Below are 26,676 nucleotides of genomic sequence, written 5' to 3'. Positions count from 1 at the left end.
CAAGTTTAGTGGAGAGGTTTTTCAATTTGAGGTTGGAGCGGGATTTGCCGTCATCATGGTAAGTGTCGTGGCAGGCCGAGTCCTAACTGGACGTTGCCTGTATTATCATTGTTTTTTATAACCTTAGGGAACGATGTAGCTACGCCGATTGTTCTCCCGGCAATTATTTCGGGATGGCAGGCAAAGTCTTGACGTTCCCTTCTTAGAAACGAAGGAAGAAATCATGAAGCATGTCCTTAGTCTGTTGGCGGTTACAGCACTTCTCGCAGTGCACGGACTTGCTCAACAGAGCTCGTCGCAAGTAAGCCCTGAGGTTAGAGAGCTTTGGGTACTTTTCCAGCAAATTGAGGACTTCAAAGCAACGGATCGCGACGTTCCACCAGAGTTATACAACAGGTACTTCGAACTGGATCGATTGGTTCATCCGGAAAATTATGGACGAACTGAAGTAAGTTCACTCGATGAGCTGTCAGACACTTGCCCCGGTGTGATGATCACTGGCCCGGATTCCGGAGTTGTGTGGTCATATTACAACAACGGCCAGACGACGAACAAGCAGAACAACTGCAGCTTCCCTACGTGTCGGTATGGGCGCGATGCGTTCATGCGTCTGGAGGTGCTGTATCGCGACAGTATCACGATCTCAACCTGTGGATCTGGTTTTGACACATACCTCTGTATCTGGACTGGTGGCTGTTGCAACAGTCCAGACGCGGTCTTGTTTGCAACTAATGACAATAATCCGCTGCTTTGCGATGCTCCGATTACCCTACAGGCGGGTGTTGCCCGATGCTTTGATCCGGGTATCTATTACATTTGCATTGATGGTGCTACGCCAGCCGCCCACGGGAGCTTTCGCCTTACGGTTACTTTCCACGGAAACTCTTGCATTCCACCAATCACTGATCCTGAGTGCCCCGCGGACTACTCAGTGCATGAGGAGTCGTTTCCAGAGGGATGTGACGCTTTTTCCAACACGATATTCTGCGGGCAAGGCTATTGCGGTCTGATTGACCAGCAGGGCGACCTCGACGTATATGCTCTTACAGTCCAGAACGGTCCCCGTGAAGTAACCGTTTCCGTTTATGCCGATGATACTCCCGGCCGCAGCGGTTACGAGCATGGTTTGAATTCCCTGCTGAGAGTGTGGCCCGTCACCTGCGAAGCTCCGCTGTCAGTCAACAATGACTTCAACGGGGCAGGCGCGGGAGTGCCTGTGGGAACGGACAGCCGCGTCACCATGACTTTGCCATCCGGTACCTATTTCTTTGAGGTTAGCGGTGCACTGGGTACCACTGGTCCTTATGAGATCTTTGTCGGTTGCTCACCCGGCTCGGAGTAGGAATTATTTGAGAAATCAGAAGAAGACCCCGCCGATTGGCGGGGTCTTCCGTAAGCGATTTGATACCCGCTATAAGTTAAACTCCATTGGCAGCAAAGTCTGCAGGAACTCAGCCCGGTCAAAGTATCTGCTTAGGAGTCTGATCAGCGTTCGCGGGTCTTCCGGATGACGAAGGCCATCCTCCAGAAGTTCAAATTCGTCGAGTCTAACCATCAGCTTCTTGGCCACGAATTCGAAGAAATCTCTTTGCTTCGGATAGTATGAAACCCCATAGTCGTCAGGAGTGAGACCCGCCCGCCGAGCCGCGATTTCCACAGCATCCTGAACACCGCCGAGAGTATCCACCAGTCGACGCTCGAGAGCCTGACTTCCGGTCCAAATTCTGCCCTCTGCTACCGAGTCCAGTTCATCTGCCGTAAGGCCCCTTCCTTCCATGACATCTTGCTTGAACTCATCGTAGACTGAGTCAATCAGATCACGAAGCACTCGCTCTTGCTCTGCTGTCATTGACCTATCCAATCGGAAGAAATTCGCCCAGCGTCCATAGGAAATTGTTTCGACACGAGCGCCAAGCTTCTTGAACAGCTCTTCTGCCGATGGCAGGGCAGTCACAACGCCAATCGATCCTGTAAGACTGTTAGGTTCCGCGACTATCTCATCAGCCGCGGCGGAGATGTAATAACCACCCGAGGCAGCAACCCTCCCCATTGATACGACAACTGGTTTCTTCTGCTTAACACGCTTGACAGCCTCCAGAATCTGCTTTGATGCAAGCGCTGAACCGCCCGGGGAATTGACACGTAGAACAACCGCTTTCACGTCCTCATCGTCCCCCAACTCCTCCAGGTCCTTTGTGAGCCGATCTGCCGTGATGCCTTCTTCGGACAACACTCCGCCGTTCCCGAACGATATCTCGCCTTCTGCATGAAGAACGGCAACCTTGGTCTGGTTCAGTGCCATAGACTTGTGCCGCGTTTTTCGCAAGTACGATTTAGCTGAAATGGACTCAAATTCCTCATTACTACCCTTCAGCCGATTCCGCAAGACCGGCCACTCTTCGAGTGCGTCGACATAGCCGCGCGAGAGACAGTATTTACTCCCAAGGATAAGTTGCTCGCCCTCTAACAGCTCCCGTCGAAGATCAGCATATGAGAGTCCACTTCGGCTCTCGGAAGTTTCCAAAAGGTATCGTTCGAACAAGTCGCTGAACACGAACTCGTAGCTCGCGCGTAACTCCGCAGACATACTGTCCTTGGCCAATTCCTCCAGGGCTCCTTTATATCGACCCGCATGCAGGACGTGAAACTTGATACCAAGTTTCTCAAATGTACCCTTGAGATAAGTCGTGTTAAATGCGATTCCACCGAAGCTGATTCCGCTCATGCCGCCCGGCATCAGGAATATGCTGTCTGCCACGCTTGCCAGATAGTAGTCGCGATCGCTTGCCAAATCGAGATGTGCGTAGACAGGTTTTCCCGAGGACTTGAAGTCGGAAATGGCATCACGCAACTCCCGAAGTGTCGCGAATCCCACTGATCCTTGCGGCCTAATAATTACGCCAGAAATCTGGTCGTCCTGAGCGGCCGACCTTAGTGCCCTCAGCATTTCGTTCAAAGACGACCCACGATCGTCTGACCAGAAGGCAAAATCTGGCTCGATGTGGTAATCCGCTATGTCGCCTGTCGGGGCAAGGAGCAGCCATGTGTCCTTCTTGAGTAGGTTACTTTGCGAAAAACTGCCGGAAAAAGCGCCGCTCATTGCTCGGGATACTCCCCAAGCAAAGATCAATATCGTCAGGACGAAACCACCGGCAAGAATACCGAGTATCCAGCAGCAGGCCTTGTTGGAAGTCATAATATTTCTCCTAAAAGTCAATTTGGCCAAGCACTTGTTTTCGCGGCCAAACTTCTTAATTTACAGATTCTATTGAATAGATGGGAAGTCGTCCCCAGGACGTGCAAAAGCGGCATGAGCTTTGCCATTACTACTTTGCTAACTTCTTTAAGGAACTGAGCTTGAACCTGGACCGGACAATTATGGCTGTGCTTTTTGGAGGACTTGCTGTCCTCTATACGGCCGTAATTTTCGCCTTCCTGGAAGGATCTGACCCTTCAAACGAACTCTATTACCTTGCCGCATTAGGGGTTCCGTTTGCAGTCGGTTTCTTTGTTGCCCCCCGAGTTTCGCTGTACGTTCTCGGCCTGTTGGTCTATTCAATTGACTGGATTGCCGAGTTCTGGGGATTAATCCCACGTGAAGCCACTTGGCTCATCGACATTCTGCTGGTCCTGTTCGCTACCCGCTACGGACTGACATTTTTCACTGCCAAGCACAAGTTCTTCGCCGCAGAAAAGCTGATTCTGGTGGTATTGGTTTTCGCAGTTCTCTCTGCTCTCATAAATGGTCTTCCTGCAAGTACTTCAGTCCTTGGCATGCGAGTCGGCTTTCGATACCTCTTGTTGTTCTTGGCAGCGGCCGGACTGCACCCCGAGCCGAAGGGAATTCACAAGTTCATCCGATTCCTTTTCTTGATTGCGCTGGCACAAACGCCAATCATTCTCGCACAATGGCAACTCCTGAATTGGGTCTCTGAAGATGAGTTGAGCGGGTCGTTCGGCCGCAATCAGTCGCCCGCAGTTGCACTTGTCGTTCTTGTCATGTACGCCTACATGATTGCACGAATGCTGGAAGAGAAAAAACTTAGAGGCCAATTTCTTTGGGCAATGTTTCTGCTGTTGCCCGGCGTAATCCTCGGAGAGGTTAAATTCTTTTTTCTGCTTCTCCCCCTCTTTGTGGTTTTTATGGCCAGGGGGGACATGTTCAAGTCTCCAGCGCTTGCCATATTACTGGGACTCGTTGGCGTCATCATGGTTGTGCTCACAGACTATATCATCGTTCAGACCGGCTTTTGGCGTGAAGGCCGAAATCCATTGACATATGTTATGCGACTGCCCGAGGTTTTTGAGCGCGAACTTGAACCCTCTGCTGATGGCCGCACTGAACGAACTTTTCGCTTCGTCAGCGCAATCAGACTTGCCGCATCGTCGCCGCAAACTGCTCTCTTGGGCAACGGACCGGGGTCGATAACTTTGTCCTATGTATCTGATCGGAAGGATCGAAAGGCCGAGTACTTCGCAGGTTTTGGGTTGACCTCCAGTGCCGCGACGATTCCGTGGATGTTGACAGAGTATGGATACGGTGGTCTTATACTTTTCATGCTCGTACTCTGGTTCATTTATCGCCGCGGAAGGCACTTAAGGGCATCGGACGACGAACAAGACCGCGTATATGGGCGGATGCTGGAAGGAATGACCTTTCTGTATGTCAGCTGGTTATTCTACCAGAACGCATGGCAAAGTGATCAAATGAACTTTATCTTTTGGCCACTTGCAGGAATGCTTGTCCGCCGAAGCTATGATGGTGACGTGGGCATGTTGCAGAAGTTGACATTGAATCGTGCAAAAGCAATAACGGCGTCCACCACATTGGATAAACAAGAGTCCCGATTTGCGAAGGCGATTAAATCATGACTGGATTCATTAACGAACTCGACCGAAGATTAGCGGGCTGGATGGCCAAGTGGGGTATGCGGCTGCTACGCTATTCACTTGCCGTCGTGTTCATTTGGTTCGGCTTGCTGAAGCCACTTGGCGTCAGTCCTGCTGCCGACTTGGTGCGGCGAACAGTTTACTGGTTTCCACCTGATGTCTTCATCCCAATCTTGGGTTGGTGGGAAGTCGCCATTGGTGTCTGTATGCTATACCGTCCACTGGTCAGGGTTTCAATCTTTCTGCTTCTGCTTCAGATGCCCGGAACCATGTTGCCTTTGGTCTTACTCCCTGACGTGTGCTTCACGCATGTTCCGTGGGGCCTAACGATCGAGGGCCAATATATCATCAAGAACCTCACGCTTGTAAGCGCGGCGCTTGTTGTCGGCGGAACAGTTCGTTCAACTCCTGACGCCTCTCGTCATCTTTGAGTAGGCGATCATGAAAAATGTTTAATCAAAAGCCCCCGTCAATGACGGGGGCTTTTGGTGACCCCAGGGAGGATCGAACTCCCATTGCGAGAATGAAAATCTCGAGTCCTAACCATTAGACGATGGGGCCAGATTACGAAGCTACGTTCAAGAGAATCTGGGTGGCTGAGGGGATTCGAACCCCCGACCCTTGGAACCACAATCCAATGCTCTAACCAGCTGAGCTACAGCCACCAGGAACAGCCAGAGGCCGAGGCAGCCCGCAAGCCGTGCGAACCCCAATGGTATATAAACAGCAAGAAAAAGTCAAGACCATTCGCGAAACAGTCTTGACGTATTAGGTATTGTTTAATATAACTTTAATGATTTAAATCGACAGTGAGCTTACCTGCTTCGCCTCATGGTTTTGAGTGATCGAGGACTTCACGAACGGCTGTCAAGAGCTCTGATGGCCTGTAGGGCTTTTGAATGAAGGCAATGGATCCAAAGTTTATGTTCCTGTAGCGACTCTCCGATTCCGGGAGGCCGCTGGAGAGAATCACGGGGATTTCCGGTCGTTCTGCGAGCATCCGTGCGATCAACTCCTCCCCGCCCATCTTGGGTAGGCAGAGGTCGACGATGACAAGATCAATCTCACCAATTTGAGCTCTGAATTTCTCGATTGCATCAAACCCGTCAAATGCCGTGATTACACGATACCCTCGGTGCTCGAGAACTTCTCGACCAAGTTCAATGATCACGGACTCGTCATCTACTAGTAGAATCGTCTCGTTTCCGTCGGCTTGAAGTCCCTGTTTCGCAGGCACATCAATCCTGTACTGGCTCGCGATTTCGGCCCGCGGAAGATAAATCGTGAACACCGACCCTTGACCAGTTTCCGACCTTACGTCGACTTCACCTCCTAACAGACAGACAATTTCGGACACGATGGCAAGGCCAAGACCTGTGCCGTGCGGTTCAGACTTGGTTGTGAAGAAAGCATCAAAGATCCGTCCTTTGATCTGCGGTGACATCCCGCAACCGTTGTCCTCGACCGAAATTGCGATGCAATCAGCTTCGTGGCTATTCTCATGCCCTTCTCGGGCCAATCGTCTCGTTGTGTTGCATGTTCGAATCACAATCCCATAGTCTTCGCCGGCATCGGAAATTCCCGCTCTCTTCTCCTGTACTGCGTCTGCCGCATTAACGCCGAGATTCATAAGTACCTGCTCCAGCTGGTTTGGGTCAGCGTTAATCTGCCAAACGTCGGGTGATAACTCAGACCGGACCTGAATTCGTCGATCAACTGTTCGCGAAAGCATTCGAACAACAGATTCACAAACGATGTTCGGGTCAATGGCTCGCTGCCTGCTACCCGACTTTCGCGTGTAGTTCAGCAACTGTTTCACGAGACTGGACGCACGTTCAGCTGCACGCGCCGCATCGCGGATGCAACTGATATCCTCTTCTCCTCCACCATGACGGTTCTCGAACAGCTCAAGATTGCCTATGATTCCGGTCAACAAATTGTTAAAATCATGGGCGACACCGCCTGCCAATCGTCCAACTGATTCAAGCCGCTGGGCGTGCCTGAGACTGTCTTGAAGTCCGCGCAATTCAGTTAAATCATCGAGTTGGATAAGTATACGGTCATTTTCCAGAAGCCGGATGCTCCACTGCCAAGCTTGCCCCTCGCGTTGCGTCTCTTGTACTATAGAAGAGTCTTCAAAATGCAAATTTACCGCACGAGTCCACAAGTCCTGTCCAAGCAACTCGACAACTGACGATGCGCCAGATTCCGCAGTGAGCTTCTGTGCTCCTGCGGTTAGCCATTTCACTCTGCCATGTTTGTCAATGACCCAAACGACGTTCCCCAATATTTTCGCGTAGTCCTCGTTTGAAGGAGTCACATGATCATCTGCTCGCTGCGCGGATTCTTCCACTCCGCTCAGGTCGATGCCGTAAACGTGGACCTGATTGCTTTGCGTAAGGCAGTAAGTCCAATGCAAACGCCGTGCTCCGAGGTCAACTGTGTACTGTTTTCCGCTTTGATTGCTTGCAATCAACTCCGATACTATCGCGGAATGTTCCGCGGGAAGAAGTCTTTCCGGCAGACCGTCTGTTGCGGACTCTGCAAGCTTCATCACTGCAGAGTTCATATAGATGATACTGCCATCAGAGTGGCACGATAGCACTGGGTTGGGATTGTCCGTCGGGAGTTGAAGCAGGAGCCTCTGCTCCTGTTCCCAGAGCTTGGTGTCAGTAATGTCCAGTCCATAGCCAATGACGTGGTCAATGTTACCATGTTCATCTTCAACCGGACTCATCATTCGCAAGAAGTAGCGTTCCCTATCACTAGAGTCACGTACTGATTCTTCAAATTGAATGAGTTTTCGATCCGTTATTGCCTTTGCCAATGCCGACATTCTTTGTTCGCCTATGGATTCGAGCAAGCCGCGACGCGCAGCGATTTCGCCGTCATTACGGCCAATCATCCACTCCGCCAACCAGTCATCTTCGGTAGACGCCCTGTTTGCATACCGATAATTGCCGGCGCTGTCATACACGCACACTTGAGCAGGGAGGTTATCAAGCAAACTTTCGAAGAAGTGTTTCAGATCAGCCATTTCTTCTTCAGCACGATAGCGGTCTATTGCCTGTGCGAGGTAGTTTGCAATGACTTGCAGCGGCATTGCGAACTGTGCCATGTTTGGCAGTACTCTGACGTCGCCGAGCCAGATTACGCCAATAGCTTGATCGCGAACTCTGAGAGGCACACAAGCTATACTTTGAATACCCATTCGTCGCAGGTCTGCGTGCGCGAAGTCTGCACGTCTGCCCACTTGCAGATCAACAATGGCATCACCGGTTCTCGTGGCTGTGCCCGTGAAAGACATGGAAAGGGGAATTCGAAACCCCAAGGGAAGCCCTGTTCCATCTTCACCCACGAGTATCATTTCATCGGCAGCAGCATCATAGATTTCAATGGCAGCAGCACTTACTCCGAATCTCGACACGAGTATTTTGGGAAGCTGCGAGTAGACGAGATCTGGCGTTCGGGAAGACAGAAAGAGCTGTGATGCAATTGCGGCCGTCTCCTTGTCGTGCGCTGCCCGTTTGCGCTCTGAGACATCGCGCACAATCGCCATAATCATTGGCCTGTCGCCCACATCAATCGCGCCAAGGGAGACTTCGCAATCCAGTTCTGTACCATCCTTGCGCAGGTGGAGCCACTCAAAGCTCTGAGGGAAACCATCGCGAGCACTCGCTATGTATTCACTTGCGAGCTTGTCGGAACGTTCTCCATTGCGTTGGAATTTTGGCGAGAACTCAAGCGGAGAGTGGCCGACAATGTCGTCCCTTTCGCATCCAAAGGTCCGAAGCGTTGCCTCGTTGCATTCGCGAAACAGGTCATCCATCAGAATGAAACTATCCGCAGATCTGTCAAACACTGTCCGGTAAAGTTTCTCGCTCGCTCGCAGCTTGGCCTCAATTTCCGCCTGCCGATTGAGCAGACGGACTGTTTCGATTTTTCGTGCAGCAAGATCGGCGAATATTTCAAGATATTGAAATACTTCTGCATTTGGCCGTTTGCCGTTCACTGGATCATCACAGTTGATCGACCCGATCACTTTCCCAGTGCTCGAGTACATGGGGACATAAGCCAGATCAAGTGGATCCCAGTCATCTCCGGGCATAACCTCGCGGCGCCCAGGCACGATGTATTGACTCTGGATAACCTCATGAAGCCGTTCTGCCGGAACAAAATAAGAGCGACTGACTCTGAACTCATCGTAGTCCTGTGAGTACATCCGAGCACGTTCGCTTGCTGGGCGCCGATTGCGCTCTAACTCCTGGCGATCCTCGTCGCATACGCCGTTGTATGCCGCTTCAATGATCTCAAAATCCTCAAACAAGTAGACTACGGCCGAAGCCCAGCCTGCCGCCCCAACAGCATTGGCTACATTCTGGAGAATCTGATGAGTTGTCCGCGCTTCTTCGATTGCGACCCCGGCCTGCAATAGGCGGGCAAGCTTATCCCTACTCTCCTCCAGCTGTTGTGCATATTCATCCAGAACGTTGAGAGAGTCAAACCTCTCTTGTTCTTCTGTAAGGCGCTGCACCTCAAGATCTTCAAGCTCGGCAAGCCGATCTCTCAATGCTTCCACTTCAGCCAGCAGCGTGCTTTCTGCAATCACAACTTTGGGAGTGTCGGAAGGGCCAAAAGAATCGTTATTGGTTGGCGTGACTTGATCTTTCAAGTGAAACCTTGAGGTTAAAATCCTGAATTGCAGTAAACGTAATCGACCCGAGTCGTGCCTCTATTAAGTGCAAATCTGATACCCTTTGCTTTCACCCCTGATCCATGCAAAGGCAAGGATAATCTCATGGCTCATGTCTGCTGATGACTGTTCACCATGTTCCGTTTTTGAGGCTGACTTTGATTGCCAGCCCATTTTCCTTGCGTTCCGCGAAAAGAGGAACTATATTAGTCACTTGTTGAAGTGCGTAATGAATTGCACAACTTATGTATATTCGAGGGTTAAGGAGACTGTCATGAAGGTTAGGCACTCGCTAATGCCACTTTTGATTCTCATCTTTGTCGTTTCCGCGGGGGCCGCAGCTTTGAACTCAACTCGGACAACAGTGGTCCCGCTGCCTTCCATTCCGAGTCGCTATTCAGGCCCACAAGATGTTGAATCCGCTGAAGTTACTGTCCTCCAATCTGATGCACAAGTGGTCCGACTGTCATTCGTCCCGCCGGTAATTCGTTTCCAAGAAGATGAAGTTGAGGGGAATCTGTACTCCGCGATTCGTATGAACGGTGAAGGTGTTGAAGAAATTCCTGGCGCCCCGGAAGTGCCAAGAATTGTGCGGCTTGTAATGGTTAGCAATCGAGGGAATTTTGATGCTGTAGTTGTTGACTCACATTATGTGACGGGCAACCTTCCGAATCTTCCGTCGCCGCATGTACCTCTGCAAGAGGGAGAACGCGTACTGGACGGTGCTTCCGAGCTGTTCCTACCTGAGTACTACGAACGGGATGATTGGTATCCACAAGAGATCGTGCACATCAGTGATCCTGCAACTTTTCGCGATGTGCGTTTCGTCGTATTGACGGTATATCCCGTGCAAGTGAATCCTCTCACGGGCGAGGTCAGAACTTTTGACAGAGTCGATGTGGCAATTCTTAATGCCGGTGGTACAGGAGCAAACGAGATTACGCATACGCCTACATCGATTTCACCTGCATTCAAGGAACTTTACCGCACCTTCCCGAATTTCGAGGGCAGCTATCTTGATGAACTGCCTGTTATGCCCGGCAAGCACCTCTACATCTGTGATCCTAATGCAACCGTTGTCAGTTCAGTTACCAATCTTGTAAACTGGCGGCGAAAGCGGGGCATTGATGCCTACATCGCCACTACCACGCAAACGGGGACAACTGCGACAAGCATTCGCAATTACATCGTCAACGAGTACAATAGCAGCAACGGCACACTTGAGGCAGTCACTCTCGTTGGGGATCCCAATGCGACTGCTCCTTATCAGATTGCAACAGGTACCGCACTCGACAATACGTTTGCCACCATGAGCGGTGGCAATCCGGATCCCGTCCCTGATTTGTCTGTGGGCAGGATTCCGGCCACGAGTAGCGGTGACCTGGGCATCATGATCAGTTCGATTATTGACTATGAAGCAAATCCATATATGGCGCAGACAGGGTGGTATGAAAGAACTTGGTGTGCAGCGCACACCAGTCAGGTTCCTTCTAACCCATCGACGAAGCAATACATGCGACAGATAATGTTGCAACACGGCGTTCCGACAGTGCACTTTGATGTCTTTTCCGGCGCCATGAGCACGCCGATTCTCGAATCGCGTCTGAACGCTGGAGTCACATTGTTTAATGATCGATTGTCGTGGATTGGCGAGTTTAGCGACACGCAGTTAAGCGGCGTCAACGTTGGAGACCAGTTGCCTTATGTGTGGGTTGTAACCTGTGCAACGGGGTCCTTTAGTCAAGGATCTTCGTTGAATGAAGCATTTGTGCGTTCCGATAAAGCAATAGGATGTGTAGGAATGTCCGGGGCTGGCACGCATACGCGATTCAACAACATTCTTGACGGCGGGGGTATGCAGACTATCTTCGCCTACGACATCCGGGAGACCGGTATGGCAGTGGTGGGGGCCAAGCTCGAATTGTATCGAAACTACAATGCGGTCTTTCCTTCGGACGTCAGCAATTTTGCCGCATGGTGCAATCTGCAGGGCGATCCAGGAGTGCCTATCTATCTCTCCGTCCCTCGATCTCTTAGCGTTTCACATCCGATCAATGTCACGCGCGGAACAAACAACGTAAGTGTCACCGTTACGTCGGGTGGCAATCCTGTCGTAGACGCTCTGGTCGGCCTGACCAAGGGAACTGAGACCTTTTCTCGTGGCTACACGGATGCGAACGGGCAGATTAATTTGCCCGTCAGTCTTCCAACGACAGGAACATTAGACATCGTTGTCTCAGGAAAGGACTTGAAGGCATTTGTTGGCGCAATCAGCGTGATTAATGTCGCGGCCTCCTTATCTTATAGTAGCATATCGATTGATGATGACAACGTAGGTGGTACGGTTGGCGACAACAATGACATTTTGAATCCGGGCGAGATTGTTGACTTGAGCATTGTACTGCAGAACACGGGCACTTCGCAGACCGTAACCGGCATCACCGGCACTCTTGTCAGTGCCAGCCCTGGTGTCAGCGTAGTCAATGGCGTGCAGCCTTACCCGAATCTTAATGTTGGAGCGACATCCGGTCCTACAACGCCTTTCAGAGTGAATGTCGGTGCCGTGTTTGACGGCGAACCAGTGACATTCTTCTTGTCCACCACTTCTTCAGCTGGATCACAGACTGTCCGAGTTGACTTGGTTCCCTCCGCAGCAAGTGTCGCCTACGTATCCAGCGTTTTTTCGGACGGCAACAGCCAGTTTGACCCGGGAGACAGCGGAGACCTAATCGTGACCATGCAGAATGACGGTTCACGCAGCTTCGTTGCAGCGAATTCAATCTTGCGCTCATTGAACAGCTACGTCTCAGTCTTCGATTCTGTCGGCTCATTTGGAAACGTGAATCCGGGTGGCACATCGACAAATGTTGTTAATCCATTCGGCATTAGTGCGCTTGCTGCCACTCCGGGCGGCTATCAGGCAAGCATGCAGCTTGTCGTTGCGGACGGAAATGGAGTCGTAGATTCAACCAACTTCCTTCTTCCGGTAGGGACTTCCTCTGCGACCAGCCCGACTGGTCCGGATTCGTATGGCTATCTCGCGTATGAGAATTCCGACACGCAGCCGGCAGGTGCAAACCCGCAGTTTGAGTGGATCGAGATTGCGCCGAGCCTCGGTGGTTCGGGTCAGTCGCTTGGTTTTACTGACGGTGGTGAAGATCAGGACGACATTACGGTTAGAGTCCTCCCCTTCACATTCCAGTTTTATGGTCAGCAGTATGATACCGTCACGATTTGCTCAAACGGCTGGATATCTTTCGGCAGCTCAAATCAGATTGATTATCGAAACTTCCACATGGGCTCGCCGCTTGGACCTCCATCTATGGTTGCGGCTTATTGGGACGACTTGATCGTTACCGGTGTGGCCAATGGTGGCGTCTATGTCCAAAACGATGCCACGAATGGCAGATTTATCATTGAGTGGATTACGCGTTGCACGTGGGTCGCGGCAAATCAAACCTTTCAGATTATCTTGTACGACCCGCTCGCGTACCCCAGTCCCACTGGTGACGGCAAAATCCTTGTTCAGTATTTGGACGTCAATCCGAGTCCGAATTCAATTTCTTTTGATAATGACTGGGCAACCGTAGGCATTCAGAACCATAATCATACTGTGGGACTGGAAATCACTTACTGGAATGTCGCAACGCCCGGCTCCACACCGCTTGCTGATGGGCGCGCCATAATGTTCACAACGGACCTGACTGGCGCGATAGACCCACGTTTCGCGCTGCTTTCGCCCAATGGCGGCGAGATGTGGCTTCAGGACTCCTCTGTGACGGTTGTCTGGTCGCCTGGCTCAGTGATTGGAAACGTAAATATTGAGCTTTCGCGTGGTGGATTGGGAGGTCCGTGGTCACCGATCGCCCTGAACACGCTTAACGACGGCCAGCACACATATGTGGTCACTGGTCCCTCCTCTTCAACCTGCAGAATTCGTGTAACTTCTGTTAACACCCCGGACTCCTCTGCAACGAGCGCGGGAGATTTCACCATTGCCTCAATTGTAGTTGTATTGCATGAGGCTTTTGACACAGGTGCGCCGGGATGGATCCATTCGTCTCCAGCAGGATGGCTTGATCAATGGCACATTAGCACTGAACGTTCCTTAAGTGGCGCAAACTCATACAAGTGCGGTGCTACTGGAACTGGAACCTATTCAAACTTGCTTGATGCGCAATTGACGTCGCCACTAATAACCAATCTGCCAGCGAATGCCGTCCTCGAGTTCTGGCATCAGATTGAGGGCGAGTTGTCTAACCAGTACCCCGACTCTGCATACGACGGAGGCTGGCTGGAGATTTCCGCGGATGGGGGTCCTTTCGCAACCATACAACCGAACGAAGGCTATCCGAAAACAACGCGCTACACGGCGGGCAGCGGCAATCCATATTCTGGACCCGTGGCAGGACAAGACTGCTATTCAGGCACGATTGACGCCTGGACTCGCGAACAGTTTGATCTGTCTGCCTATGCGGAAAGTGACATCAGACTTCGTTGGCGGTTTGCGTCGGATGCGGGAACCACACGTGAAGGTTGGTATCTGGATGACGTATCGATCTATGGTATCGGAAGTGCAAGTGGTCAGTTCGTGCCGGCCGGTTTGACCATTGCAATTAGTGGCCAGGATGTCGTTCTACGGTGGGCAGATGACGAAAACACAGCCTACCGCATCTTCAGCAGCAACACGCCAACTCAACCGTTTATGACTCTTGAAGGTGAGACAACGGACACTTCTTTCACGATTCCGGGCGGTGCAACCGCACCACAGATGTTCTATTACGTGGTGGGGTGGTCTGGTCCGTAGTATTGGGTTTCAAATCCCGCAATAGGGCTGGCGACTCTCGCGAGCCCTGTTTTTTTGCCCGCTTCCCTTGGCGTGCAAATTGTTACATAATCCGAGGTGTGTGCGTAAAGAACTTCACACTATTCGCGCATTCTGTTTAAATATCTTGTTTTTACTACACTTCTATTCAAGTGCGAAATAGGATTCGCGGTGCAACATCGTTGCACTAGCGGCAAGATTGTGTTAAATTTAATGTTCGTCGTAATTATGTTGAATCAAGTGAGAGAAAGAGCGGTCAGATGTTTATGAACATTCGCCCCGGTATTTTCTTCGTGCTCTGCATCTGCGGGATGCTTTCGATGTTTTCAATGTCCCAAGCCTCCCAATCCAGCGGCAATGGGGCCGGCTTGCCCCAAACACCGGCCAATTTCTGGGAGTTTTCGGGACCGGCTGCTGTAACGCAGATGCCATTTGAGCTGATAAGCCCGAATCCGGCTTCAGTTCACGTCCGGTTCTTCGACCCTGCACTCTTGTACCAACAAGTGGAATTCGACGGGCAGCCATTTACCCACGTGACTATGGCTGGTGAAGGCACAACTGTCGAACAAGGAGAGCCCGAGCTTCCCCGGGTTAGCAAGCTTCTTATGATTAGTCCTACTGGCAATGTCAGAGTGAACGTGTCATCGAGTTCATTCACTCTTGTTCCAAATGTGGACGTGTCGCCGAAGCAGCCGTACGAAGGTGAAGAATTGGCTATCCACCTTGACGACATGGCTTTTGCCTACGATGCGGCGATATATAGTCAGGATGCCTGGTACCCGGAGCAGATTGCGGTGGTTTCGACGCCAGCGACGCTTCGGGATGTTCGATTTGTTGCTCTTACGGTTGCACCGGTGCAGTACAACCCCGTTAGACGAGAGCTACGAGTCTATGATAACATCGAAGTAGTGGTCGAGGATATCGGTGGTATCGGAGAGAATGAGATTGTGGTTACTCCCGAGTACATCTCTCCCAGTTTCAAAAAGCTCTATTCTCGGTTCGAGAACTTCCCGGGAAGCAGTCTGGACGAATTGCCTGTTTTGCCCGGAAAGTATCTGGTCATCTGCCCCAATAACGCGACGAACACGACTGAGGCACAACGCTTGGTCGATTGGCATCGCCGCAAGGGACTTGATGCCTCCTACGTCACACTTGGAACAACAGGGACGACGGCGACTAATGTACGCGACTACATCAGCAGTCAGTATACAGCGTCAAACGGGAGGCTTGAATTCGTGTGCATGATCGGTGATCCGGGCGCCTCTTCAACATTCTCCACACCTACGGGCAGCAGCACGCAGGGATACGACAACTATCTTGGTGTATTGAACCCATCAGGCGGCCAGAACCCCGACCCAGTTCCGGATATTGCAGTTGGACGCTTGCCTTCAGAGGATGCTCCGACGCTGGTTGCCCTCGTTACCAAGACTATCAACTACGAGTCAAACCCGTACACCGGGGACACTGGTTGGTTCACACGAGCGCATTGTGCCGCGCACACAAGCTTCGTCTTTTCAAATCCCTCCACCAAGGAGTATACACGGCAGATCATGCTTCAGCGGGGGCAATCCTGTCCTCCTGTCCAAGTGTTTCCGTCAGGCATTTCATCAGCGCAGACCAATGACATCCTCGATAACTTGATTAGCGTTTTCAATCATCGCATGTCATGGATCAGCGAAATGACCAACGATGACTTGGCAAGTGCTCCCGCCGTCGGAGGTAGCGGAACAGTCGGTGGTGCAATGCCGTTTGTATACTCCATGACTTGTGGCACAGGAAATTTCAATACTGCCGGGCAAGGGCTCTCAGAAGAGTGGCTGATTCCTCCGACACAAACAAACACTTCGCCTCGTGGCGCAATTGGTTGCGTCGGGTTGCTCGGATCGGGAACGCACGTTCCCTACAACAATATCGTGGACGCCGGCGCCATGTACGGAATTTATGCGCTGGATATTCACGAAATGGGAATCATCAATATCGCCGGCAAGATCGAGCTGTACAAGAATTATCAAAACTTTAGGCCGTCTTCTGTCACCGACTTCTGTTACTGGGCCAATCTTATGGGAGATCCAGCCACCAAGATCTGGACGAAGACACCCAACTCGACAAGTGTTTCCCATCCGGTCAACATAGCCCGCGGAACGAACAATATGACGGTTACCGTCACGAATCCGTTAGCTGCGAATGTCGAAGGCGCATTGGTTTGTCTTCTGAAAGGAACGGAGACGTTCGCGCGCGGGTACACTGATTCAAATGGACAGGTCAATCTCCCCATTGCAACTCCGACCGTCGGAACATTGCTGATCACTGTGACCAAAGAAGATCAGTTGCCTTATCTGGGTTCAGTTACTGTTAATACCGTGGCTGCTAATCTCGCTTTCTCATCCGTTGCCATTGATGACGACAACGTCGGGGGTACCTTCGGGAATAACGACGATGTTCTGAATCCGGGCGAGACCGTTGACCTGAACATTGTCCTCACCAATACCGGAACAAACACGGTATCGGGGATTTCAGGCATTCTAACGAGTTCTGCACCAGGCGTTACCATTGTTGATGGATCGAAATCCTATCCCAATATCTCGTCGGGTGGAACGGGCGGACCAATTTCGTCTTTCCGTGTTCAGGTTTCATCCGTCTTCAATGGGGAACCGGTCGCCCTCTATTTGAATCTAACCTCCGCACAAGGAAATTTCCAAGTTCGAATTGATCTTACTCCTGCTGCACCGGATGTTACTTATTCTTCATTCATTTTCGGTGGACCGGGTGGCAACCTCGATCCCAACGAGTCTGGAACATTCACACCCACAATCACGAACTCTGGCGCGCGCGCGCTTGTCGGTGCAGATGGAATTCTGCGATCGTTTGATCCGCGCGTAAGCGTCACGGACTCGATTGGGGTTTTTGGAAACATCAGTGCAGGTGCTAATGGCAGTAGCGCAGGTAACACTTTCTCGATTTTGATCAGCAGCGCAATGTTTAACGGGCATATTGCCCCGATGCAATTGGTTGTCTTTGATGACAATGGATTCCGCGACAGTACGGACTTCAATCTAACCATTGGCGCCTTCACCACAACGAGTCCTTCTGGACCGGATGCGTACGGGTACTATGCTTTTGATAACACGGAAGCTCAGCCTGGTGTCGCCTCCATGTATTCGTGGGTTGAGATTGCGCCGGCATTCGGAGGGTCCGGTACTTCCCTCAATATGTCGGACGTTGCTGAGGATGATGATGACACGCAAGTGAGACGGATTCCCTTCAGTTTCACTTTCTATGGCCAGTCATTCGACACCGTAACAATCTGTTCAAACGGGTGGATTGCCTTTGGAAACTATCCAACGATGATAGACTTCCGGAATTATCGAATGGGAACGCCGATCGGCCCGCCATATATGGTGGCTGCCTATTGGGATGACTTGAAGGTCTCCGGCGCAAATGAGAACGTCTATGTATACCATAACACCGTCGAGCACTTCTACGTCGTTGAATGGCGCGCACGGACGCTCTGGACCAGTGTCGTTGAGACGTTCCAGATCATTTTGTATGACCCTGCTTTCTATCCGTCTGCGACGGGTGACGGCAAGATAAAGGTGCAGTATAATACTGTGAACCTTAGCCCGAACAGCGCAACAAATGACAACGACTATGCGTCAGTCGGCATTCAGAATAGCGACCATTCGACGGGCATCGACTATTACTACTGGAACACATATGGCCCCGGCGCAGCTTCGCTGATTGCAGGACGCTCTGTGATGTACACGACTGACCCGTCAGGTCAACTTAATGCTTCCGTCACGGTTAACAACCCCAATGGTGGAGAAACCTACTACATTGGGCAAAGCTACAACATTCTCTGGCAGACCTCGGCAATCTCAGGCAATGTGAATATTCACTTGAATCGCAGTTACCCTGCAGGCGCATGGGAAGATGTCGCACTGAATACTTTAAACGATGGTGTCTACACTTGGCAGGCACTTGGGACAGCGACGAGTGCTGCTCGAATACGTGTGACGAGTGTCACTCAGCCGCAGTTCGGGGATACATCTGATGCCAACTTCACGATTGCCGTTCCAATTGTGCAGCTGCAAGCTCCAAATGGCGGAGAGTTGTTGGTTCCCGGTGAAGAATTTGAGATTTTCTGGAGTTCCACGGGGCTGGGACCTGCTATGGTGGAGTTGAATAGAAACTACCCGGCTGGAGCCTGGGAACTGCTTGCCCCCACCGCTTCGGAGGCCTTTGTTTGGACGGTTTCCGGCCCCGCAACGGCCAACGCTCGCGTCCGAGTCAAAGGAATCGCCAATTCCCTCGTTTCGGATGTGTCAGACGCTTCATTCGCGATTGGTCAGAGACCGGTTGTCTCTCATAAGCAGCAAGCTGATCAGGCGGCAGGTTCAGTTACTTTTGTTGCCTTCTTAGTGGATGACGATCCCGGTCTTAATACGTTCCGCGCTTACTATAGATTCGTCGGTGGCGGAGCTTATGATTCTGTGAGCTTCATTCCAACCGGCAACCCGGATGAGTTTTCGGCGATAATTCCTGCAGCAGTTTCGGGCCATTACGAGTACTTTGTCTTAGCCGTCGACCCCCAAGGACTGAGCGATCGCGTACCTGACGCAGGTCATCTGACCTTTGATATTGGTGATGTATGTGTTCCATGGATATCGTATGATGACGGATCTGCGGAGAACTACAATTGGGTTAACGGACCGGGTTTCAAATGGGCCGTATATTATGATCCGGGCAATTATCCGTTTAACCTGTGTGCTGCTCAGTATGCAATTAATCCTGCCGCACCGACGCACTTGAAGGGTCCCGTAGTAGTGCGTGTTCAGCTCGCTGACGGCCCGGCCGGAACGCCTGGAACGACAGTTACTACTGACACGACTGGTAGTGTCAACTCGATCGGTGGTTTGCCTGCCGGAGCTGCGTGGACAGATATTGTGTTTGGCAACGTCCCGGTAGCTGGTCCCTTCTATCTTGTCTTGGAGAATCTCGAACCGCGTGATTGCCCAGTAGCCTTTGCGCTGGACACGCAGGCGCCTGCCGGAAATTCGTACTACTACGATGAATGCGACGAGGCTTGGTACAACGAGAGTTCTGCTACTGAGAATGCACGACTTGGCAATCGCATGATTAGAGTAAGCGGCTTCAACTTCGAAGCTCCTGTCATAACAATTCAGAGCAGTGGAAGTGATGTGATCTTGCGCTGGACTTCGACTGGCGCGCCGTATTACAAGATCTTCTCGGCCACGAATTCAAATGGACCTTACGATACGTTCGTAGCCTCAACGTCCGGCACGTCGTACACTCATACTGGTATCGTGCCAACGGCCGCACAGAACTTCTACATTGTGGTCTCCTCAAGCACACCATAATCTCTTGGATGCTGAACCTAAATGGAAACGGCGCATACCTGACAAGTACGCGCCGTTTCCATTACTGTTTACGTGAACAGCCGCAGACTACGCTGCGGCTGTTCGTTTTGTAGCGGGGGTAGGATTCGAACCTACGACCTTTGGGTTATGAGCCCAACGAGCTACCAGGCTGCTCCACCCCGCAAGGAACCATTAATATAGGGATTTGGCTGCCAATGTCAAGCACTACACTTTTCCGCCAGACTTCGCATCGAGATCATCGAGTTTCAAGAGGCAACTCTCGACTCTACGGTCTGTCGATCTCAAGATCCGAATCGTAACATCATCAATTACAAGCTCTTCACCAGGATGCCCAATGTGCCCGAGATACTCAGAGAGGAGACCTGAAAGCGTGGCATAGTCCCCATCCGGCGGGCGCCATCCTGTGACTTCTGCTATGTCCGAGAGGTCTGCAAGCGCGGACACCAGATATCGACCGCGCGCCACACGCTTAATCGTCTGTGCTCGTACTGCGTCGGTTTCGCTCAGCGGACCAACAAGTTCACGGAAAATATCCTTACGTGTGATGATCCCGTCCGTACCTCCATGCTCATCCACGACAATGGCGGCAGGCGTGCGTTCGCGCTTGAATTGTTCCAGCAGCTCCGTCAGTAACTTCGATTCAGGCACAAAAACCGCAGGTCTTATAACTTCAGAGGTGCTGGTGCGAGGTGTGAGCAGGTCGCGTGAGTGAACGACGCCCACAATGTCATCGATCGATTGGTCATAAATCGGTATGACGCTATGCCTACTATCACTCAGTGCCTCCACGATTTCAGCAATCGTTGCCGTTTGCGGCAGCGCCACCAGAAGTGGTCTTGGAGTCATAATGTCACGTGCTCGGACTTCACGTGCGTGAAGGTACCTTTCGAGTATCTCGGATTCTTTGGGTGTTACGGTACCCTCGCGGCTCGCACGGCTTAACACTGCATCAATTTCCCGGCGGAATAACACGTCGTACGCGTGGGCAGCCCTCTCGCTGCTAGCTGCTCCACGTCTCAGAATTCTTTCAAGCGGAGCAATGAGAGACCTGAAAGGTAGAAACGCGAAGTAAAATACATACAGTGACGCCGAAGAAAAACGAACGATGAGGTTTGCGAACGCAAGCCCAAGCGTTTTCGGGATGACTTCGCCAAATATGATAACCGCAAAGGGTGATACGATTAGGATCATGCCTTGCGAAATCCCATTCTGCTCCGCCCAGATTACTATAAGCGAGGAATACGCGACGTTCGCCAGATTGTTGCCGACAAGGGTTGTGAAGAGAAACCGCTCCGGCACGTTGACAAAGAACTCCACGATGCGACTGCCGAATCTGCCTGACTTCTTCCAGCCGCCAACGATAATCGCATCAAAAGTCGTATATGAAATCTCAAGCGCCGAAAAGTAACTGCTCATCGCCAACGCGAATAAAGCCAGAATCAGGATATCCATATTCCCTCTTCCTCAACCAGCAATCGTCCCGCGCTCTCTTCGAGAAGGTCAGCGGCAAATTGCTCAATCTGACTGCGGCGGAGCTTCACCCGCATGCGTACACTTTGCTCTGATGCGGCTTGTTCAACCGCTGCTCCGTATCGTCCCGCGATGTGATAGACTTGTGATTGAAGCTCATAGGGCGTAGCAATCGAGACAACGACCCCCGTCCTTCGAAGCACGCGTGTGGCATCATGAATCGCTCGAGCCGCGGTTTCCCCGTACGCACGTGCCAATCCGCCGGTTCCAAGTTTCGTCCCGCCGAACCAGCGTGTAACGATAATTGCGCAGTTCTCCAGCTTGCTGTTAACAATTTCGTTGAGAATTGGTTTGCCCGCCGTCCCTTTTGGTTCGCCGGCATCACTTGATCGCTGAAGAATCTCCTGATCCATTCGAATCCGCATTGCCCAACAATGATGAGTTGCATCGTAATGTTCTCGCATAGCATTTTCAAGCGTTGCATGCAGCTCATCTTCGGTGTCAATCGGAAATGCCGTGGCCGAAAAACGGGAGCCCAGCACTCGCAATTGCGCCATGCCGGGCCCCGCTATGGTCCAAAAATCGTCGCTAAGCATTCGAGCGGTTACTACTGTCCCTTGCGATGCTGAAGAGTCGCTTGTGCTGCCGCAAGCCGCGCGATCGGTACGCGAAATGGGCTGCAGGACACGTAGTCTAATCCCGCACCGTCGAAGAAGATTACGGAGGAGGGTTCACCACCGTGCTCTCCGCAGATTCCAACCTTCAGCTTTGGCTTCGTCTGCCGCCCGCGAGAAGTCCCCATTTCAACCAACTGCCCCACACCGGTTTGATCGAGTGCTTCAAAAGGATCTGCCTGCAGCAATTGTGACTGCACATAGTAAGGCAGGAAACGTCCTGAATCATCGCGCGATAGTCCCATACATGTTTGCGTGAGATCGTTTGTGCCAAAGCTGAAGAACTCCGCGACTTCAGCGATTTGATCAGCAACCAGTGCGGCGCGAGGTAGTTCAATCATCGTGCCTACAAGATAATCCACCTTTACACCTGCAGATCTGAAAACTTCTTCTGCGGCATGATTGATAACCTCTGCTTGTGCCTTAAGTTCTCCCGGAGTCATGACCAAGGGCACCATGACTTCAGGGTGAACATCCACTCCTTCTTTCTTGACGGCGCAGGCCGCAGTAAAAATTGCTCGCGCTTGCATCTCGGTAATTTCTGGATACAAGATTCCGAGACGGCAACCGCGATGACCCAGCATCGGATTCATCTCATGCAACTGCTCTATCTTGTCAGATATCTTTTTCGCACTGACACCCATCTTCTTTGCCAAGTCCGCTATGGCCGCTTCTCCATGGGGAAGGAATTCATGCAGCGGCGGGTCGAGAAGACGAATGGTGACAGGAAGTCCGTTCATTGCACGAAAGATTCCTATGAAGTCTTCACGCTGATACGGCTCCAAGATTGCTAAAGCTTTCTTCCGGCCTTCCAGATCAGGAGCAAGGATCATCTGACGAACTGCATCGATGCGGTCACCTTCGAAGAACATGTGCTCCGTTCGCGTCAATCCAATACCTTCTGCCCCAAAGGCAAGCGCATTCAAGCACTGATCGGGTTGATCGGCGTTGGTCCTGACCCGCATTCTCCGGAACTTGTCCGCCCAAGACATCAGCTTTGCATAGAGCTGGTAAGTCGGAGCGTCCTTGGGATCCAGTGATTTGTCAAGCAGGACTTGAATAACTTCAGACGGCTTGGTTGCTATTGCACCGGTATAGATCTCGCCTGTCGTGCCGTTCAGAGAAATCCAGTCACCTTCCTTTACAATACTGCTTCCAACTGTGAATTGACCTTTTGTATAGTCAATATGGATGGACTCACACCCCGCAACGCAGACTTTGCCCATTTGGCGCGCGACGAGCGCGGCGTGCGAAGTCATTCCACCGCGCTGCGTCAGGATTCCTTGTGCCGCATCCATTCCACGAATATCTTCAGGACTAGTTTCAATTCGTGCAAGGATAACCTTCTCCCCTTTTGCCGCCCACGACTCTGCGTCACTCGCATGAAAGACAACTCGTCCGGCAGCCGCACCCGGTCCGGCATTGAGTCCGCGCGCAATCGGTGCAACACTCTTTAGCTTCTCTGCGTCAAACACCGGACGCAGCAATTGGTTCAGCGCATTCGGATCCACTCTAAGAACAGCTTCTTCAGGCGACAACAGTCCTTCCTCAACCATTTCCACTGCAATACGAACGGCAGCCATGCCTGTGCGCTTGCCGGCTCGGCACTGAAGCATCCATAGCTTGCGATCCTGAATGGTGAACTCGATATCGTTCATATCCTTAAAGTGTTTTTCGAGCGAGTCGGAAATCGCCAACAGTTGCTTGTAGGCATCAGGCATCGCTTCCTCGAGCGACGGATACTTCACTTTACGGTCGGATTCGGAGATATTATGATTTGTCGCCCACACCTGAGATGCCTTCAATGCAACTTGCTGCGGTGTCCGAGTCCCCGCGACGACGTCTTCACCCTGAGCGTTCACCAGAAACTCTCCGTAAAACACCTTCTCACCTGTAGCCGGGTCCCTTGTGAACGCAACACCCGTCGCGCAGTCATTCCCCAGATTTCCGAACACCATTGCCTGTACATTGACCGCCGTTCCCCAGCTTTCCGGAATCTTATTCAATCGCCGATAAACTATCGCCCGCTCGTTCATCCATGAATTGAATACTGCACCTATGGCACCCCACAACTGGTCCTGCGGGTCTTCGGGAAAGTCAACTCCCTTACGTTTACGAATAATATCCTTGAACTCAGCGACCAGTTCTTTCAGTTGATCAGCATTGAGCTCGGAATCGTACTTGACACCGGCATTCTTCTTCTTGGCTTCAAGTAGATCTTCAAACGGGTCGTGCTCCTCCTTTGTCTGCGGCTTCAAATCAAGCACAACGTCTCCATACATCGCGACAAAGCGCCGATAGGAATCGTATGCGAATCGTGCGTCTCCGGAACGAGCAATCAATCCTTCCACTGTCTTGTCATTCAATCCCAGGTTCAGGATTGTATCCATCATGCCGGGCATTGACGCTCTTGCGCCGCTTCTCACCGAGACTAGCAATGGATTCTTCACGTCGCCAAACTTGGTACCGGTCAACTGCTCGATGTACTTTATACCATCCGCAACCTGTGCTTTGAGTTCGGACGGATAGCTACGACCATTGGCATAGTAATACGTGCAAACTTCTGTAGATATTGTGTATCCTGGGGGAACTGGAAGACCAAGGTGGTTCATTTCCGCAAGGTTTGCGCCTTTGCCACCAAGCAGATTCTTCATGTCAGCGCGGCCTTCTGCCTGACCGTTTCCGAACGTGTAAACATACTTACTCAAGGGGTGCTTCTCCAGGTGTGAAAACAAGTTGGGACGGATGAGCCGTCCCGCAATAACAAATGGACTATCTTAACAACACGGCTTTGACCGTTTGTGATTCTGTGCTTGTAAAGAGTTTGATCAAGTAGATGCCCGATGATTGCGCCGACGCGTTCCACAAAACTTGATTTGTTCCTGGAACCGCAACGCCGTCATGCGCGTAGACTAATTGTCCACCAATGTTGAAGGCTCGCATTCCGATAGGTTGGACGATGGGAGATTCAAACGATACGGTGATCGTCGGATTGAAGGGATTGGGGTATGCTGACGTCAATGTGAAATCGATCGGCGATTGATCAGGTGAACTGGATGGCAGATTGATGCCGTATTGAACAGTCTTCAACAGCCAGCCATTGGGATCTAAGACCACAGAATCGGGGAGCCCCGGCAACGCTTCGATCAAGAGTTCCCCATCAACATCTATGGTGTCCATATAAAGCAATGTGCCCTGACGGTAATAGGCGACTTCCATGGGCATTGAGAATTGAAAGGCGCTTTCATCAACAATGTGCAAGTGATGACCGAAAGGACTGTTATCACCCCAAAGACTCACTCTGTACTGCGGATACCCAGTTCCTTCAAACACCCATTCATCGAAAAACCACTGCAGTGTCGAGTCATGGTGTGCTTCGCAAATCGCTTGAAAGTCCGCTGTCGTGGCATTCGCAAACGCAAACTGCTGCCCATAGGCCCGCAGGGCCGTGAAAAACAGTGTGTCTCCCATGACCCAACGCAACATGTGCAGGACACAGGCACCTTTTTCATACACAATGCTCCCCCAATAGTAGCTCGGGTCGTATATTGTGGAACCTGAACCTGCGTTGCGAGCTGCGGGCTGCAAGTCATTGCGAACGTAACTTCTGAAGTCATTCTCGCCGCGCACCCATTCCATTCCGAGCGCTTCGCAATAAGTTGCGAACCCCTCGTTCAGCCATAAGTCGCGCCAATCGGCAATCGTCACCCAGTTACCCCACCACTGGTGCGCCAATTCGTGAAAGAGAAGCCAATCATAGTTTCGCCCGTTTACGACGGCGGCATCGTAGTGCGAAACACATGTGGCGTGTTCCATGTCCCCATTTCTGGTCATGTTGTATCCGAATCTGTCAAACACATATGGCCCAAAGGCACTCGAAAATGCGTCGACGCACTGCGGAACGGGTTCAAAGTGCACTTGGGCCTGATCCCAGCGAAGCGGATAGACAAAATTCTCTATTACAGGACCGCTCTCTCGCTGAGTCATAATGAGGTAGTCAGATACCGAGATAAAAAGCAGATAAGTTGATACAGGTTGGTCAAGGCGATAGTGCCAAGTCACTGTTCCGTCACCATGATGCATCGTGTCGAGCCGAGCTCCGGCGCTCACTCCAACTTTGTCTTCCGGAACTCTCAACAAGATTTCCCATTGGACTTTGTCATTGAGATCCGCATAGCTGGGAAGCCAGGCATAGTTCGCTGGTGGAGGCTCCAAATCGAGTCCGTCGCCAAGCGTGTAGCAGATTTGAGGTCGCCAACTGTTCGTCTGAGCGAATCGCATCCCACCCCAAGCATCGATGATTGACGGTCTGCCGCGATAGTAGATTGTCACATCAGCTGTATCACCAACACTTAGTGCAGGCATGAGGAAAATCTGGAGCGAATCTGTCCCTACGCGTGTGAACGACGTCACCTTGTGTGTCGAGCTCACAATCGAATCTATCGCAAGACTTTCAACTAATCGAAGATCAATCGTGCTCAGTCCATTCGCAGTCGAAGTCAACGCGATCCGTGCTGAGCCCTCAATTTTGCTGCTGTCCAAATTGACAGATAGTTCCGACCAAATCTTCTGTACGTCATAGAAGTGCAGCGAATCATCCAGCGCACGGAACCGAGGCAATCTACAGTTGCGTCGGAGTAAGTCTCGACTTAGATCAGGGTCTACAAAGCGGTCATGCCACTCTTCAGCACCCGCTGTGATGGCTAAGATAAGAATTATAAATAC

Annotated in this window: 11 protein-coding genes and 3 tRNA genes; 5 read left to right on the top strand and 9 right to left on the bottom strand. The window is 51.5% G+C overall.

Translation table 11 applies throughout. The annotated features are described in order from the left end of the window. The first annotated feature begins 223 nt into the window (after positions 1-223). Entirely contained in the window at positions 224-1,342 is a 1,119-nt protein-coding gene (locus KJZ99_00320) for a hypothetical protein (protein ID MCL4304342.1), read from the top strand. Positions 1,343-1,411: 69 nt separating this feature from the next. Here the strand turns inward: KJZ99_00320 and sppA are convergent, their stop codons facing one another. Then, positions 1,412-3,196, bottom strand: a complete 1,785-nt coding sequence (gene sppA / locus KJZ99_00315) for a signal peptide peptidase SppA (GenBank protein ID MCL4304341.1) — start codon at positions 3,194-3,196, stop codon at positions 1,412-1,414. Positions 3,197-3,276: 80 nt separating this feature from the next. On the opposite strand from sppA, the gene KJZ99_00310 reads away from it, so the two are divergent. Both KJZ99_00310 and KJZ99_00305 read left to right on the top strand, forming a co-directional pair. Next, the gene (locus KJZ99_00310; GenBank protein MCL4304340.1) at positions 3,277-4,872 is read left to right on the top strand and encodes a hypothetical protein; all 1,596 of its coding nucleotides are present in this window, start codon (positions 3,277-3,279) and stop codon (positions 4,870-4,872) included. Next, positions 4,869-5,321, top strand: a complete 453-nt coding sequence (locus tag KJZ99_00305; GenBank protein MCL4304339.1) for a hypothetical protein — start codon at positions 4,869-4,871, stop codon at positions 5,319-5,321. Before KJZ99_00310 ends, KJZ99_00305 begins: the two co-directional genes overlap by 4 nt. A 55-nt stretch (positions 5,322-5,376) precedes the next feature. Here KJZ99_00305 and KJZ99_00300 read toward each other — a convergent pair. From KJZ99_00300 to KJZ99_00290, 3 genes are all read right to left on the bottom strand, one after another. Next, a tRNA-Glu gene (locus KJZ99_00300) sits at positions 5,377-5,451 on the bottom strand. Positions 5,452-5,481: 30 nt separating this feature from the next. Next, a tRNA-His gene (locus tag KJZ99_00295) sits at positions 5,482-5,555 on the bottom strand. Between the two features lie 164 nt (positions 5,556-5,719). Next, complete coding sequence (locus KJZ99_00290; protein MCL4304338.1) at positions 5,720-9,562, bottom strand: PAS domain-containing protein; 3,843 nt, start codon at positions 9,560-9,562, stop codon at positions 5,720-5,722. A gap of 295 nt (positions 9,563-9,857) precedes the next feature. Here KJZ99_00290 and KJZ99_00285 point away from each other — a divergent pair, with 295 nt between their 5' ends. Next, on the top strand, positions 9,858-14,390 hold the full coding sequence (locus KJZ99_00285) for an immune inhibitor A (GenBank protein ID MCL4304337.1): 4,533 nt from the start codon (positions 9,858-9,860) through the stop codon (positions 14,388-14,390). Positions 14,391-14,668: 278 nt separating this feature from the next. Continuing rightward, on the top strand, positions 14,669-19,786 hold the full coding sequence (locus KJZ99_00280) for a hypothetical protein (GenBank protein ID MCL4304336.1): 5,118 nt from the start codon (positions 14,669-14,671) through the stop codon (positions 19,784-19,786). Between the two features lie 110 nt (positions 19,787-19,896). On the opposite strand, the gene KJZ99_00275 is transcribed toward KJZ99_00280, so the two are convergent. From KJZ99_00275 to KJZ99_00255, 5 genes are all read right to left on the bottom strand, one after another. Beyond that, positions 19,897-19,970 (bottom strand) — tRNA-Met (locus KJZ99_00275). Between the two features lie 41 nt (positions 19,971-20,011). Continuing rightward, positions 20,012-21,259, bottom strand: coding sequence for a hemolysin family protein (locus KJZ99_00270; GenBank protein ID MCL4304335.1), 1,248 nt, complete (start codon positions 21,257-21,259; stop codon positions 20,012-20,014). Continuing rightward, positions 21,247-21,834, bottom strand: a complete 588-nt coding sequence (locus tag KJZ99_00265) for a YigZ family protein (protein ID MCL4304334.1) — start codon at positions 21,832-21,834, stop codon at positions 21,247-21,249. The genes KJZ99_00270 and KJZ99_00265 overlap by 13 nt, the downstream gene beginning before the upstream one ends. 50 nt (positions 21,835-21,884) lie before the next feature. Next, entirely contained in the window at positions 21,885-24,686 is a 2,802-nt protein-coding gene (gene ppdK / locus KJZ99_00260; GenBank protein ID MCL4304333.1) for a pyruvate, phosphate dikinase, read from the bottom strand. Between the two features lie 37 nt (positions 24,687-24,723). After that, positions 24,724-26,571, bottom strand: a complete 1,848-nt coding sequence (locus KJZ99_00255; GenBank protein ID MCL4304332.1) for a T9SS type A sorting domain-containing protein — start codon at positions 26,569-26,571, stop codon at positions 24,724-24,726. Between the last annotated feature and the right edge of the window lie 105 nt (positions 26,572-26,676).

Source organism: bacterium (assembly GCA_023382385.1).
Lineage (GTDB): Bacteria > Electryoneota > RPQS01 > RPQS01 > RPQS01 > JABWCQ01.
The sequence above is the reverse complement of the archived record's forward strand: the minus strand, read 5'-3'. Positions and strand labels throughout refer to the sequence as shown.

Excerpts from the sequence above, each read along its gene's own strand:
- KJZ99_00310 (MCL4304340.1), top strand. The coding sequence starts at position 3,277 with ATGGGAAGTCGTCCCCAGGACGTGCAAAAGCGGCATGAGCTTTGCCAT.
- KJZ99_00265 (MCL4304334.1), bottom strand. The coding sequence starts at position 21,834 with ATGGCGCAATTGCGAGTGCTGGGCTCCCGTTTTTCGGCCACGGCATTT.
- sppA (MCL4304341.1), bottom strand. The coding sequence starts at position 3,196 with ATGACTTCCAACAAGGCCTGCTGCTGGATACTCGGTATTCTTGCCGGT.
- KJZ99_00270 (MCL4304335.1), bottom strand. The coding sequence starts at position 21,259 with ATGGATATCCTGATTCTGGCTTTATTCGCGTTGGCGATGAGCAGTTAC.
- KJZ99_00285 (MCL4304337.1), top strand. The coding sequence starts at position 9,858 with ATGAAGGTTAGGCACTCGCTAATGCCACTTTTGATTCTCATCTTTGTC.
- KJZ99_00305 (MCL4304339.1), top strand. The coding sequence starts at position 4,869 with ATGACTGGATTCATTAACGAACTCGACCGAAGATTAGCGGGCTGGATG.
- KJZ99_00280 (MCL4304336.1), top strand. The coding sequence starts at position 14,669 with ATGTTTATGAACATTCGCCCCGGTATTTTCTTCGTGCTCTGCATCTGC.
- KJZ99_00320 (MCL4304342.1), top strand. The coding sequence starts at position 224 with ATGAAGCATGTCCTTAGTCTGTTGGCGGTTACAGCACTTCTCGCAGTG.